The 12978-nt window shown below is 66.3% G+C and carries 16 protein-coding genes; 4 read left to right on the forward strand and 12 right to left on the reverse strand.

Features of this window, described 5'->3' with window-relative positions:
• Positions 1-18: 18 nt before the first annotated feature.
• Positions 19-657, reverse strand: a complete 639-nt coding sequence (locus A5753_RS00250; protein ID WP_067121775.1) for an MBL fold metallo-hydrolase — start codon at positions 655-657, stop codon at positions 19-21.
• Here A5753_RS00250 and A5753_RS00255 point away from each other — a divergent pair.
• From A5753_RS00255 to purQ, 3 genes are all read left to right on the forward strand, one after another.
• Positions 634-1368 carry an ATPase gene (locus A5753_RS00255; RefSeq protein ID WP_197694543.1) on the forward strand — a complete coding sequence of 245 codons (735 nt, stop codon included), beginning with the start codon at positions 634-636 and terminating at the stop codon, positions 1366-1368. The two genes, A5753_RS00250 and A5753_RS00255, sit on opposite strands and share 24 nt — an antisense overlap.
• Before the next feature lie 61 nt (positions 1369-1429).
• Entirely contained in the window at positions 1430-1669 is a 240-nt protein-coding gene (purS, locus tag A5753_RS00260; RefSeq protein ID WP_067121781.1) for a phosphoribosylformylglycinamidine synthase subunit PurS, read from the forward strand.
• Entirely contained in the window at positions 1666-2340 is a 675-nt protein-coding gene (gene purQ, locus A5753_RS00265) for a phosphoribosylformylglycinamidine synthase subunit PurQ (protein WP_067121784.1), read from the forward strand. The genes purS and purQ overlap by 4 nt, the downstream gene beginning before the upstream one ends.
• On the opposite strand, the gene A5753_RS00270 is transcribed toward purQ, so the two are convergent.
• Positions 2307-3722: a wax ester/triacylglycerol synthase family O-acyltransferase gene (locus A5753_RS00270; protein WP_197694544.1), complete on the reverse strand. Its 1416-nt coding sequence runs from the start codon at positions 3720-3722 to the stop codon at positions 2307-2309. The two genes, purQ and A5753_RS00270, sit on opposite strands and share 34 nt — an antisense overlap.
• Positions 3723-3749: 27 nt before the next feature.
• A complete protein-coding gene (locus A5753_RS00275) occupies positions 3750-4565 on the reverse strand; it encodes a lysophospholipid acyltransferase family protein (RefSeq protein ID WP_067121789.1) in 816 nt (271 codons plus the stop codon).
• 148 nt (positions 4566-4713) lie between these two features.
• On the opposite strand from A5753_RS00275, the gene A5753_RS00280 reads away from it, so the two are divergent.
• On the forward strand, positions 4714-5787 hold the full coding sequence (locus A5753_RS00280) for an NAD(P)-dependent oxidoreductase (RefSeq protein ID WP_067121792.1): 1074 nt from the start codon (positions 4714-4716) through the stop codon (positions 5785-5787).
• 12 nt (positions 5788-5799) lie between these two features.
• On the opposite strand, the gene A5753_RS00285 is transcribed toward A5753_RS00280, so the two are convergent.
• The 9 genes from A5753_RS00285 to A5753_RS00325 form a co-directional block, all read right to left on the reverse strand.
• The gene (locus A5753_RS00285) at positions 5800-6267 is read right to left on the reverse strand and encodes a hypothetical protein (protein WP_067121795.1); all 468 of its coding nucleotides are present in this window, start codon (positions 6265-6267) and stop codon (positions 5800-5802) included.
• 206 nt (positions 6268-6473) lie between these two features.
• Positions 6474-6941, reverse strand: coding sequence for a cupin domain-containing protein (locus tag A5753_RS00290; protein ID WP_067121798.1), 468 nt, complete (start codon positions 6939-6941; stop codon positions 6474-6476).
• Positions 6942-6948: 7 nt separating this feature from the next.
• Entirely contained in the window at positions 6949-8403 is a 1455-nt protein-coding gene (locus tag A5753_RS00295) for an NAD(P)/FAD-dependent oxidoreductase (protein ID WP_067121801.1), read from the reverse strand.
• Between the two features lie 50 nt (positions 8404-8453).
• Complete coding sequence (locus A5753_RS00300; protein ID WP_067121804.1) at positions 8454-9143, reverse strand: haloacid dehalogenase type II; 690 nt, start codon at positions 9141-9143, stop codon at positions 8454-8456.
• 2 nt (positions 9144-9145) lie between these two features.
• Positions 9146-9739 carry a TMEM175 family protein gene (locus A5753_RS00305; protein WP_231989944.1) on the reverse strand — a complete coding sequence of 198 codons (594 nt, stop codon included), beginning with the start codon at positions 9737-9739 and terminating at the stop codon, positions 9146-9148.
• Complete coding sequence (locus A5753_RS00310) at positions 9714-10208, reverse strand: VOC family protein (protein ID WP_082971100.1); 495 nt, start codon at positions 10206-10208, stop codon at positions 9714-9716. Before A5753_RS00310 ends, A5753_RS00305 begins: the two co-directional genes overlap by 26 nt.
• Positions 10205-11080, reverse strand: coding sequence for a DUF427 domain-containing protein (locus tag A5753_RS00315; RefSeq protein WP_067121811.1), 876 nt, complete (start codon positions 11078-11080; stop codon positions 10205-10207). The genes A5753_RS00310 and A5753_RS00315 overlap by 4 nt, the downstream gene beginning before the upstream one ends.
• 55 nt (positions 11081-11135) lie before the next feature.
• Entirely contained in the window at positions 11136-12182 is a 1047-nt protein-coding gene (locus A5753_RS00320) for a zinc-binding dehydrogenase (RefSeq protein WP_067121982.1), read from the reverse strand.
• Between the two features lie 122 nt (positions 12183-12304).
• Positions 12305-12973 (reverse strand): TetR/AcrR family transcriptional regulator, encoded by a 669-nt coding sequence (locus A5753_RS00325; RefSeq protein WP_067121813.1) that lies wholly within the window; start codon positions 12971-12973, stop codon positions 12305-12307.
• Between the last annotated feature and the right edge of the window lie 5 nt (positions 12974-12978).

The following is a 12978-nucleotide window of genomic DNA, read 5'->3' on the forward strand; positions in this document are numbered from 1 at the left end:
ACGCCAGCGTGACCCCAGCTAAAACGTGACGGCGTCCTCTTCGGGCAGCACCTGGAAGTCGGTGCTGGTCATCTCGGTCAGCCGTCCGTAGTAGATTCCCCGCGCATCCGGGGCGATGATTCCCTGGTGAATGGGGACGGCGCGCTGCGGGGCCACCGCACGCAGGTAGTCGACCGCCTCGGATACCTTCATCCAGGGCGCGGCCGCCGGCGTGGCCAAGACGTCCACCGGCTCGTCGGGCACAAACAGCGCGTCACCGGGATGCATCAATCGGGCGCGATGGCCGGCATCGCCCACCAAAAACGAAATGTTTTCTATCACAGGGATTTCCGGGTGAATGACCGCGTGTTTTCCGCCGACGGCGCGAATGGTCAGTTCGCCGATGTGCAACTCGTCGCCGACATGGACCTCGCGGCAGGGCGCGCCCAGTTGCGCGGTGGTCTGCGGGTCCGCGTACAGCGCCGCGTCCGGGTTACCCTCGAGCAAGGCGGGCAGCCGTGTGACGTCGACATGGTCGGGGTGCTGATGGGTGATCAAGATGGCGGTCAAGCCGGTGATTCCCTCGAAACCGTGCGCGAAGGTACCGGGGTCAAAGAGCACGCGGGTGTGGTCGAACTCGGCAAGTAGGCACGAATGGCCGAAATGCGTCAGCTGCATATCTACGATTGTGCCTTGATGGACAAGCTGTCGACGCGGGTGATTTTGGCCATGATGCTGTTCGCCGGCAGCTTTGCGGTTGCTCTGATCGTCGTCGTCCCTGCGCACGCGGAGCCCGAGACTTGCCCGGCCGTGTGCGATCGGATCCCGAACACCGCGTGGATCGATCAGCACGCCGTGCCGCTGGACTCCGTGTACCACTGGTCCGCGCTCGCCGGCCAGGCCGTGCAGACAACCGGTTCTGCGCCCGGCCCCCGGTTCCGGTTCGAGGAGTTGTGTGCCGCGCCGCCGATGGCCCAGGATCCCCGCGACTCGGCCGTCGCGGCTCGCTCGACGGTTCAGCATGCCGACGGACAGTGGCAGCTGCAGGCCCAGGTCCTGCACTGGCGGGGCGACACCGCCCACGGTGGGGCCACCGCAGCCACGGCGTTCAGCAATGCCGTCGCCGCGCTGCGGGGCTGCCAGCAGCGCGCGCCGCAGGAGTCACCATCGCTGACCACCGACGAAGCGAATCGGATGGCCGCCGTGATCAGCGGCCCGGTCGTGATGCACACCTATCTGTTCGCGCACCCGGCCAGCAGCACGATCAGCGAGGTCACGCTCTGGTCCACGGCGCCGCCGCAGACCCCCTGGCCGGCGATGGCGGACGATCCGGTGCTCAACGCGCTGAGCGCGCCGCTGTGCGAGGCCTACATTGCCTCGTGCCCGTGACCCCGAGCTGCGCTTTCGCCGGTAGAGTGGCGCCCGAAACGCCAACTGAGGAGGAGCGCCGGTGGCCCGGGTAATCGTAAGCGTGATGCCCAAAGCGGAGATTCTCGACCCGCAGGGTCAGGCGATTGTGGGCGCGCTGGGTCGCCTCGGGCATTCGGGAATCTCAGAAGTGCGGCAAGGCAAGCGGTTTGAGCTCGAAGTGGACGACAGCGTGGACGATTCGGCGCTCGCCGAGATCGCGGAATCACTGTTGGCGAACACCGTGATCGAAGACTGGACGATCAGCCGGGAGAAGCAGTGACGGCACGCATCGGGATCATCACGTTTCCCGGCACGCTCGACGACGTGGACGCCGCCCGCGCGGCGCGGCGGGTCGGCGCCGAGGCGGTCAACCTGTGGCACGGCGACGCCGATCTGAAGAGCGTGGACGCCGTGGTGGTGCCCGGCGGGTTTTCCTACGGCGACTACCTGCGGGCCGGAGCGATCGCCCGGTTCGCCCCGGTGATGACCGAGGTGGTGGAAGCCGCGCGCCGCGGCATGCCGGTGTTGGGGATTTGCAACGGTTTTCAGGTGCTTTGCGAGGCCGGGCTGTTGCCTGGGGCGCTGACCCGTAACGTGGGCCTGCACTTCATCTGCCGCGACGTGTGGCTGCGGGTGGCCTCGACCTCGACCGCCTGGACGTCGCGCTTCGAGCCCGACGCCGACTTGCTGGTCCCGCTGAAATCGGGGGAGGGGCGCTACGTGGCGCCTGCCGAGGTGATCGAGGAGCTCGAGGGCGAGGGCCGGGTGGTGTTCCGATACCACGAGAACGCCAATGGCTCGCTGCATGACATCGCCGGGGTCAGTTCCGCCAACGGGCGCGTGGTGGGTTTGATGCCGCATCCCGAGCACGCCATCGAGGCGCTGACCGGGCCGTCCGATGACGGCCTGGGCCTGTTCTATTCGGTGCTGGACGGCGTGCTCGCCGGCTGAGCGGAAACGCCTGCGGCATCCCGTAATTCGGCAAAGGACGCGCCGATGGCGTCCGTCGCCTCGTGCGGGTCGTTGAAGGTCCGGTCGTCGGTGAGCACTGCGACGCCGAGCCGGTCCACGTAACTCCACACGGTGATGTTGACGGGGGCGCCGGGCGACAGCACGCCGGTGGAATAGATCTCGCTGACCGCCGCGCCACCGAAGTGGCCCCGCTCACGCGGCCCCACCACGCTGGACACCGCGACGTTCATCAGCTTGTTCGGCGCGTCGCGTTGACCCAGCCAGCGGAACGCGGCCGGGGCGAAAGCGGTCGGAAGGTAGGCCATCATCTTGCCGTAGAGCTCCGGCCCGAGGACTTCGTGATCTTCCTTGGCGATCTTGGTGGCCAGGGCGACCAGCCGGGCCCGCTCCACGGGATCGCCGACATGGACCGGCAGCGAGACCATCAGCCCGCTGATCTCGTTGCCGGTGATGCGGTCCGACTTGTCGGTGGCCGTGGGCACCGAGGCGATGATCGGGCGGTCGGCCGCACCGTCATAAGCCAGCAACAGCGTTCGCAATCCGCCGGTTGCCATGGCCAGCACCACGTCGTTCACCGTGACGCCCAACGCCTTTGCCGTCGCTTTAACCTCCGGCAGCGACAACGACGCGCTGGCGAACCGGCGCAACGGCGAGACGAGATGGTTGAGGAACGTCGGCGGTGCGTCGAACGCGTCGGCCAGGTCGGGGTGGCCCCCGCGCTCCCGGGACCGGCGGCGCACCCGCATCATCCCGACGGCCGCGTCCCTGAGGAGCCTTGGCAGGGCGCCGATCTGCCGAACGTGATCGCGGGCCGCCGCACGCAGCAGGTCGGCGTTGGAGGTGGTGACGCCGGCTTCGTCGTTGTCGCGCTCGTCGGTGAGCCCGTCGCGCAGATCCATCGCGCGCGCCAGCAGATTCACTGACGCGACACCGTCGGCCAGCGCATGGTGCACCTTGCCGATCATGGCGAACCGGCCACCCGCCAGCCCCTCGGCGAAATGAAACTCCCACAGCGGACGACTGCGGTCCAGGGGAGTGGACGCCACCTCGCCGATCACCTGATCGAGCTCGCGCCGACCGCCCGGTGCGGGCACCTGCACCCGCCGCAGGTGATAGTCCAGGTCGACGTCGCAATTCTCCTGCCACATCGGGTGATGCAAATGCCAGGGAATATCAACGAGCTTGTAGCGCAACGGTTCTAGCAGATGGAGTCGACGGCGTACGTGACGGCAGAAGACCTCGAAACCGAATTCTCCGTCGAAGTCCGTGGGGTCGATGACGGCCACCTTCAGCGTGTGCGTGTGTAGGTTGGGCGTCTCGCTGTAGAGCAGCATCGCGTCCATGCCGTTGAGTCTCTTCACACGCCACCTCCAGCGGCCCGGATACCGTCAGCCCAGGATCGGGAACCGGCGCTCGCCGGCAAGCCGCTTCAGCGCGTCTTCCATGACGGCGCGTACGTGGGCGTCGACCTCGTCGACGTCTGGGTCATTGCCGAATTGGGCGGCGATGTCGATTGGCTCGAGAACCTCGGTGACGATCTTTGCCGGCAGGGGCACGTTGGGCGGGAAGATGACGCTCAAACCGAACGGGAACCCGACGCTGATGGGCAGAATGTCCATTCGCGCTTTGGTCAGCCCCAGCTTGCGGGCCAGCCAGTTGCCCCGGGTCAGGAACAGCTGGGTCTCCTGGGCGCCGATCGATACGGCCGGCACGATCGGCACTCCGGCTTCGATCGCGGTCCGCACGTAGCCGGTGCGGCCGTTGAAGTCGATGGAGTTCGCGCTGAAGGTCGGCCGGTAGGAGTCGTAGTCGCCGCCGGGGAACACCAGAACCACCGCACCGGAATGCAAGGCGGTGGCAGCGTTTTCGCGGCTGGCCTCGATCACCCCGAGGCGTCGCAGCCAGCCGTCCAAGGGCCCCATGAACAACCCGTAATGGCCCAGCGTGTAGACGGGGCGGTCGTAGCCGAACCTGTCGTAGAAGGCCGGGGAGAAGATCAGCACGTCCGGCGTCAGCATGCCGCCCGAGTGGTTGGAGACCACCAACGCCCCACCCGAGGCCGGGACGTTGTCGATGTTTCGCACCTCGGCCCGGTAGTACCGTTTGATGGCCGGTCCGAGCAGCTTTGCCACCTGTTTGGTGAAAGCCGGATCCCATTTGGCGGTTTCGTGGTTTTCCGCCGCGTCAACACCGTTGCCCGTCATGGCTGCCCCGCTATCTGTTGCTGCTCTTCGCCAGTTGTTGCCGGTGTGACGCCAATCTCAAACCTGAGCCTCCGATCAGCATATGCTACTCTCCATTTAGGAGAATGGCATATCCGTTTGCTGGAAGGCAGACGGCCGGTGGGGGAGCATGTCCGAAAAGGTCTTGGTAACTGGAGGGTTCGGGCTGGTCGGCTCGCAGACGGTGCGCCGCCTGGTGGCCGACGGCCACCGCGTCGTCGCGACCGACCTGGGCACCGCCGCCCAGCGCAAAGCCGCGGGAGCGCTGCCGGCCGGCGCCGAGCCGCGCTGGGCGGACCTGACCGATCCGGACCAGGTCGACCGGCTACTCGCCGAGACGTCGCCCACCGCCATCGTTCACCTGGCCGCGGTGATACCACCGCTGATCTATCGGCAGCCGGCGCTCGGGCGCCGCGTCAACGTGGACGCGACCGCCACGTTGCTGCGCGCGGCGCAATCGAGGCGTCATCCGGCGCGGTTCATTCAAGCGTCGAGCAACGCCGTGTACGGCGCGCGCAATCCGCACCGGCATCCCGAGCTGCTGCGCCCGGACTCCCCGACGAATCCGGCCGACCTCTACGGCGCGCACAAGGCCGAAGCGGAACAGCACCTGCAAGCATCGGACCTCGAGTGGGTCATCTTGCGCCTGGCCGGGGTGATCAGCGTCGAACCGGACGCCATGCCGTTCAGCGTCGATGCGTTGTTCTTCGAGAGTGCCCTGCCGGCCGACGGCCGCATCCACACCGTCGACGTTCGCGACGTCGCCCGCGCCTTCGCCGCAGCGGTCACCGCCGACGTCGCCGGTGAGACACTGCTGATCGCCGGCGACGAGTCGCATCTGCTGCGGCAGGGCGATGTCGGCAAGGCGCTGGCCGCCGCCCGCGGTCTGGTCGATGTCTTGCCCGTCGGCCGGCCGGGCGACCCGGACAGCGACGACGACTGGTTTGTCACGGACTGGATGGATACGGTTCGCTCCCAGCAGGTGTTGCAATTCCAGCGCCACTCGTGGCCGGACATGCTCACCGAGATGCGAGCCGCCGCCGGGTGGCGAAGGTACCCGATGCGGCTGATCTCACCGCTCGCGCGACGGTTCCTGAAAAGCCGTGCGGCCTACCGGGATACGCCCGGACGCTACGCCGACCCGTGGGGCGCGATCCGGGCCAGGCTGGGCGACCCGCGCCCGGACTTTCCTTCTGAGATGTAGCCCGTCCGCACTTCAGCCGGCGTCGCGCAGCAGCGGCCGTTCCGTGGGCGGCAATTCGACCCGGGGGTTCAGCTCCTCGAACAGCTCGGTGGCGTCCGCGATGGTCTGGTCCACGAAGGAAGCGAAGTCATTGAAGCCGACGTCATTTCGGATCCATTGCGACTTGCGGGCCATCACGCCGATGCGCTGCGGATCCGACGAGCCGTGCACGATCGCGGTGACCTGGCGGTCGTGACGGTTCCACCGGTCGCAGAAGTACGTCACCCACGGCCGATCGGCTGCCGGGAAATAGCACCCGGGGCTGACGCGGATGATCAGCACGTCGTCGTGCGCGGCAGAGATCTCGAAGTGAACATGCAAGCGCCGCGGAGCGTTGCTCACGAAGAAGTATTCGCCGTCGTGGTGGCCGCGAAAATACCGTCGCCCGCGGGTGCGCAGGTAACGTTCGACCAGGTTTGCGCACCACTGCTCATTCGTCATGCGTTCGATGGTGCGTCCTGTGACTTTGGGAATGCTTGGAGCCAAGCCAAGCGGCTCCCAAGAATTGGTTGAGAATTCGCTGAATGAGCCCGGCCTGGCGGGGGCTGGGCATGCGGCGCGAGACGTTCGGGCCGACGCAGCGGACGCCGCTGAGCTGTGGGCATTAGAGGATCACTCTTCGACCGGCACCTGATCGAGGTCGCCGTTTACTGAGGGTCGGCCAGCGGATACAAAGCCGGGAGATTGATCACGATGGCTTCCTGGCTGCTGCGGGCGATCACCACCTCGGCGGTGGTATCGGGGTCGGGGTTTTCCTCCCGGTGCGGCAGATACGGCGGAATGAAAACGTAGTCGCCGGGTGCCGCGGCGATGCGGACCTCGTCACTGCCGTCATGAAACACGAACTCCGGGTTGCCGCTTCGCACATAGATGGCGGTCTCGGAGTCACCGTGATGGTGGTTGCCCGAAGCCGATCGCGGCAACGCGTGCGTCTCGCCCATCCAGAGCTTCTCCGCGCCGACCGAGCTGCCGGACAGGGCGGCGAAGCGGCGCAGCCCCTCCGATTGTGCTGTGTCGGAGCTGATCTCCGACGCCTTGATGTGACGTACCCGGTTGCGCTCGAGCGGCGTTGCCGTGTCGTCAAAGTCTGGATGAAATCCGTCTGAAGTAGCCACGGGTCGATTATCGCCCGGAGGTGTCCCGATACGCCTCGAGCAGTCTGAGCCACAGCTCGCTGATCGTCGGGAAGCACGGCACGGCGTGCCACAACCGGTCGACGGGCACCTGGCCGGCGACCGCGATGGTGGCCGAGTGGAGCAGCTCGGTCACGCCCGGGCCGACCATGGTGACGCCGAGCACGTTGCCGCGATCCATGTCGACCACCATCCGCGCGCGGCCCGTGTAGCCGTCCGCATAAAGCTTGGCCCCCATCACCACATCGCCAATTTCGATATCGACGGTGCGGACCCGGTGCCCGGCTTGTCCGGCCTGCTGAGCCGTCAGTCCGACGGCTGCGGCTTCGGGGTCGGTGAAAAAGGCCTGCGGCACCGCATGATGGTCGGCGGTCGTTGCGTGCGCGCCCCACGGTTTGGTGTCCAACGGCTTTCCCGCTGCGCGGGCGCCGATGGCCGCACCGGCGATGCGGCCCTGATACTTGCCCTGATGGGTAAGCAGAGCCCGGTGATTGACGTCGCCGGCCGCGTAGAGCCAGCCGTCTTCGACGGCGCCGCGCACCAGGCAGGTGTCGTCCACCTCGAGCCAGCTGCCCGGCCTCAAGCCCACTGTCTCCAAACCGATGTCGTCGGTCAGCGGCGCGCGACCGGTGGCGAATAGCACCTCGTTGACCCGCAACTCGGTGTCGTCGTCCAAGTCGAGCGTTACGTGGGAATCGTCCGGTCGGCGCAGCGCGCGAACCGATACTCCCGTCCGCACGTCGACGCCGCCCTCGGTGAGACCGCGGCCGATTAGCTCGCCCACAAAGGGCTCCATCCGTGGCAGCAGTCCCGAGCCCCGTGCTAACAGGGTCACCTGGGAGCCCAATCCCTGCCACGCCGTGGCCATTTCGACGCCCACGCCGCCAGCGCCGACGACGGCGAGCCGCTGCGGGACCGTGCTGCTATCGGTGGCCCGCCGGTTGGTCCATGGCCTGGCCTCGGCGAGGCCGGGCAAGTCGGGCAATGCTGGGCGGCTTCCGGTGCAGATCACCACCGCATGCCGTGCGGTCAGGGCCAGCCGCTCGCCGGCGCCGTCGGTGACGACGACGCGGCGCGCACCGTCCAATCGCCCATGCCCGCGTATCAGGGTCGCGCCGATCCCGCTCACCCAGTCGGCCTGGCCGCTGTCGTTCCAGTCGCTGACGTAGCGGTTGCGGCGGCCGAACACGGCGTCGCCGTTGAGCGGCCCGGTGACCGCCTCCCGCGCGCCGTCGATTCTGCGGGCGTCGGAAAGCGCAATCACGGGGCGCAGCAATGCTTTACTGGGCACGCATGCCCAATACGAGCATTCACCGCCGACGAGTTCTCGCTCGACCAGAGCAACACGCAGTCCTGCGGCGCGGGCGCGTTCGGCGGCGTTCTGGCCGATCGGCCCGGCGCCGAGCACCACGACATCGAAGTCTCCTCCGCCAGCTGCTGCCATGGTCGACGATCCTTTCGCTTGGTGGCCACGGCGCGCGCTTTGCGTCTTCATCAAGACGTGACTAGTTGCTCGGCGAGCCCGCGTAGATCCCTGGTGACGATGTTCGGCTGCGGCAGGCCGTCCACCGGCAGCGGTGCATTGCCGCGCCGGGCGATCAGAGCTCCACTGAACCCGACATTCTGCGCACCGATGGTGTCCCACACGTGCGCGGCCACCATCATGCAATCCGCGGGAGCCACCCCGAACGCCTCGCACGCATATCGATAGACGGCGGGCGAGGGCTTGAAGACGCTCCGGGCATCGACGCTCAATTGGTGTTCGAAAAAACCCGCCAGCCCGGAATGCTGCAGCGCCGTGGGGCCGTCCGGATTGGGCGGGGAGTTGCTCAGGGTCACCAGTCGAAATCCGTTGTCGCGCAGCGTGGCAAGTCCGTCGGCGGCATCGGGGTGCGCCGGCATGGTGAGCAGCGCGGTCTTCAGGCGGTCCAGATCGCCGTCTGTGATGTCCACCTCGTAGATGTTGCCCAGCATGCGCAGCACCCCCTGGGCAAGAACCGGAAAAGTCACGTAGTTGTCGGCCAGCGTGATGGACATCGAGTACATGACCAGCTGCGCGAACCATTCGCGCAGCATCCGTTCGTCGCCGAACAACTCACCGAAAAGCGGTGCTAGGGACTCGATGTCGAGCAAGGTCTCGTTGACGTCGAAGACGAGGACGGACGGGGAGGGCGTTGTTGCCATGGCTAGGGCTGCACATCCTTGCGTTGGGGAATATCCGGTCGGAGATACCCCACGAGGCACAACACAATCAGCAACATCGCCGCCACCGGCCACCACAAGGCGACCAGCGCCGCCGTCACGAACACCCCGAGCGTGATAAATGATCTCATCTGCAGCATGCGCCGCATCCGCGCCGAAACGTCATGCTGCGAGGGCCGATCGATCGCTTCCCAACACAGCGCCAGGTAGGTGATGTTGACCAGCACGAAGACCGCGGCGTACAAGGACACCGGTGCCGCGGCCAACCTGCTGTCGGCGATCCACTCGGTGGTGAACGGGATCAGCGACACCGAAAACAGGTGCGCGAAATTCGACCACACCAACCGCGACGTCGCGACCTGCGCGTAATTGAACAGGTGATGATGGTTGACCCAGACGATCGCGATGAACAGGTAACTGACCACATAGCTCAGCCCGACGGGCCACAGCGGAAGCAGAGCTCGGAAACCGTGCTCGGTCGGCGGTCTGAGCTCTAACACCAGAATGGTGATGAGCACGGCGAAGACGCCGTCGGAGAACCCGCGCACCCGTTCAGGAGTGGTGTCTCCTTCCGCCACCGCTACCTCCCATCTGCCGCGATGCGCCTGAGCCATTTTCAGGCGGCTTATGGTTCCGCTCCTGCACCACCCAAGCATTGCCGTCAGGATCGCGGAAGTCGGCAAAGCTCGCGTACTCACCGCGATCCGGATCGGTTCCTGGGAGGAACTTGCCGCTCCACCCGCCGTCGGTGTCCTTGTGGCGTATCTCGCTGACGGTTATGCCGCGACCGGTCAGCTCGGCGCGACAGGCCTCGATGTCGGAGACCACCAGGTATAGGCCCCGCACCGAGCCGCTCGGCGCATCGGTCAGGCCCACACCGAACTGGATCGAGGTGCCCGAGCCCTCTGGCGTCAACTGGATGACCCGGAACTCGGGGGTGGGGGCGTAATCGACGTCGAGGTTGAAGCCAGCCTGATCACGGTAGAACCGGAGCGAGCGATCGGGATCCGCCACGGGCAGGATGACAACTTCGACGGACGCCCTCATGAGGCGCTCCGGCTCTGCCCTAACACCTCTTCTGTGTCGAGCCCGCGGTCGACTCCGTGTGGAATGACAGTCTGGCCGGGCTCGAGCTGAAGTTGCTTGCCGTCAAGGCTCACATCGATTTTGTCGGGTTCGAAGGACACCAGATTGCGGACCCGTGCGACCTCCGTCCAAGCGTCGACGTAAGACCAGGCCGCGCGCTGGTGGCTGCCGATGTCATAGTAGGAGCAGATTCCCTTGTATGGGCAAAACGTCTGGATATCAATGAGTTTGAGCACCGACTCGTCGATATCTTCGCGCGGCACGTACCATCTGGGCGCAAAGCCGGACTCATACAGCGCCAACGGGCGATGGGTGTCGGCGATTACCTGGTCGCCGTCCCGGACGACGAGATACCGTGCGGTAGAACGAATATCGATGCGATGGTAGGCGTCGGCGGCGTGCCCGACGATCCGTTCCTCTTCTTCGTAGAAGGCGTCCATGGCACGCCAGGCAAACGCGACCCGGCCACCAAGCACCGTCGCATGGGCGGGTAAGCCAGTGTGTTCCCAGGCGCTGTGGTTGTTCTCGCGTCCCGATGCCTTGACGGTGAACCACTGGGTGGCCCCGAGGTCGCGGTGCTGCGTCACCCGGTCCTCGGCGAGCAACGTTCCCTCTTCAATATCACCGCGGGGGAAATAGGCGACCGGGTAGCGGCCCGGTTCGTGTAAGAGAATCACGTTGCCGCTGTCGGCGATCCACCGATCCGCGAAGCGCACCCGCATCCGGCGACGCAGCGGTTCGGCGAACAGCAACCGCGGTGGCATCGGCTGTTCGGTGAGGAAATGTCCGAGCGATCCCGTCGCCAGCGGGCCTTGCTGCCATGCCAAACCCATGGGGAGCCCGTCCTTTCCTGTAATTCGTTCGCGCAGTGGTGTTTAGGGCCCGGCATCAGTCCATGACGACGACGAGCTTTCCTGCGGCTTCACCCGCCTCAGCGACACGGTGAGCTTCGCGGATGTCGTCGAAGGAGAAGACCCGCGCCGGTGTCGCGTGGAGCTTGCCGTCGGCGATCTGCCGGGCGATTTCGCCAAAAGGCACATCCGATACCGGGAATCCGGGATTGCCGAACACGGGGCTGGCAAAGAAGCTGAAGTTCACTCCGCTGGCCATTCGCGCGAGTGGGTTGAAGTCGCCGATGGGTGCCAGGCCCCCCAGCCATCCGGCGAGGCAGGCAGTGCCACCGCGGCGCAGCATGTCCAGGGAGTCGAGGATGGTGCTGTTACCGACAAGGTCGAGGACGGCGTCGATGCGGTTGGCCTCCGCGATGTGGGCGGCAAGGTCGCCGCGCTCCACCTCGACACGGGTCGCGCCCAGTTCTTTTAGCATGCCGAAGCGTTCACGGCTGCGGGCCGTGGCAACGACATTGGCGCCGGTGATCACCGCCATCTTCAGTGCCGCCTGACCCAATGCCGACGTCGCGCCGCGGATCACCAACGTTTGTCCCGCGGTCAAATTCAGGTTGCGGTACAGGCACGTCCACGCCGTCGCATAGGTTTCCGGCAGCGCCGCCAGCTGCGACCACGGCAGGTCGGATTCGATGGGCGCGACATTGGCCGCGCGGACGCGGGTGTATTCGGCGTAGCTCCCGTTGATGGTGCGCCCAAGACCGCCCATCAGCGCCGCGACCTTGGCCCCGACCGGGAACTCGCCGCCCGGGCACGAGTCGACGATGCCCACACATTCGATCCCGCTGACCTCGGCCGCCTCCGCCCATTCCCCGCGACGCATGTGGATCTCGGCGTGATTGATGCCGAAACCCTTGACCGCAATTACGACTTCGCCGTCTTTGGGCAGCGGCTTGGGGATGTCAGTGTAGACCAGGCTGTCCAGACCGCCGAACTTCTCCAAGACGATCGCCCGCATGGTTGGCCCACCGGATTGCTCGCGTACGACCGCCGGCGCGGTTGGCAACTGAGGTGACTCGATTGTGGACATCGATGCCTCTTTCATAACCGTTGGCGGGCGACGACGCCGGCCGGCGCGGCCGCGTAATAATGGGCCAACTGACCCATTATTATGGGCGACCAGATCCACCATGTCCAGCCAAAGGTCACTACTCAGGCTTTGCGGTGACCGCCAGACGACGCGGATCGACCCTTAGGCGGGGGCTGGGCCGCGAAGGAGCGCACGTAGTCGACGGCGGCATTGACGGCGGCCCGCAACGGTTGCGGATCGCCGGTGACGTGGGTGAGCATCGCGCCGCCCTGATGTGCGGTGACCAGCGATACGGCCAGATGCCGCGGGTCGGCGTCGGGGCGCAGGTCGCCGCGATCGCACATCGACTCGAGGCCGGCCCGAAACAACTCAATCCATTGGTCGTACCCCGCGGCGAGGTCGTCGTGTATTTCGCGGTCGGCCTCGATCAGCTCACCGGCCAAGGACCCATAGACACAACCTCCGATCCGGTACACGCTGTCGATGTCGGACACGCAAGCATCGGCCCATGCCTGCAGCGCTTCGAAGCTGTCGAGTTCGGCGAATTGCGGCCGAGTGTGGAAGGCCTGCACATCATTACGGCGCGCCTCGACGACGTGCCGGGTCAGATCGCGCTTGTCGGTGAAGTAATGCGAGATCTGGGATCCGCCTACCCCGGCCGTGCGCCGCACCTGGTCGACACTCGTGTTGGCGACGCCACGCTCGAACATCAGCCGGGCGGCCACCTCGATGATCCGCGCGCGCGTAGCCAGTCCCTTGCGGGTGAACCGCGATGCGGGCCGTTCGGTCACGTCGT

The sequence above is a fragment of the Mycobacterium sp. 852002-51971_SCH5477799-a genome, from assembly GCF_001667145.1.
GTDB lineage: Bacteria > Actinomycetota > Actinomycetes > Mycobacteriales > Mycobacteriaceae > Mycobacterium.

What these genes read in the sequence shown, in the direction of transcription:
- A5753_RS00255 (WP_197694543.1), top strand. Translation starts at nt 634, where the DNA reads ATGGCCGAAATGCGTCAGCTGCATATCTACGATTGTGCCTTGATGGAC.
- A5753_RS00250 (WP_067121775.1), bottom strand. Translation starts at nt 657, where the DNA reads ATGCAGCTGACGCATTTCGGCCATTCGTGCCTACTTGCCGAGTTCGAC.
- A5753_RS00275 (WP_067121789.1), bottom strand. Translation starts at nt 4,565, where the DNA reads ATGACGGGCAACGGTGTTGACGCGGCGGAAAACCACGAAACCGCCAAA.
- A5753_RS00280 (WP_067121792.1), top strand. Translation starts at nt 4,714, where the DNA reads ATGTCCGAAAAGGTCTTGGTAACTGGAGGGTTCGGGCTGGTCGGCTCG.
- A5753_RS00285 (WP_067121795.1), bottom strand. Translation starts at nt 6,267, where the DNA reads ATGACGAATGAGCAGTGGTGCGCAAACCTGGTCGAACGTTACCTGCGC.
- A5753_RS00295 (WP_067121801.1), bottom strand. Translation starts at nt 8,403, where the DNA reads ATGGCAGCAGCTGGCGGAGGAGACTTCGATGTCGTGGTGCTCGGCGCC.
- A5753_RS00300 (WP_067121804.1), bottom strand. Translation starts at nt 9,143, where the DNA reads ATGGCAACAACGCCCTCCCCGTCCGTCCTCGTCTTCGACGTCAACGAG.
- A5753_RS00310 (WP_082971100.1), bottom strand. Translation starts at nt 10,208, where the DNA reads ATGAGGGCGTCCGTCGAAGTTGTCATCCTGCCCGTGGCGGATCCCGAT.
- A5753_RS00315 (WP_067121811.1), bottom strand. Translation starts at nt 11,080, where the DNA reads ATGGGTTTGGCATGGCAGCAAGGCCCGCTGGCGACGGGATCGCTCGGA.
- A5753_RS00320 (WP_067121982.1), bottom strand. Translation starts at nt 12,182, where the DNA reads ATGTCCACAATCGAGTCACCTCAGTTGCCAACCGCGCCGGCGGTCGTA.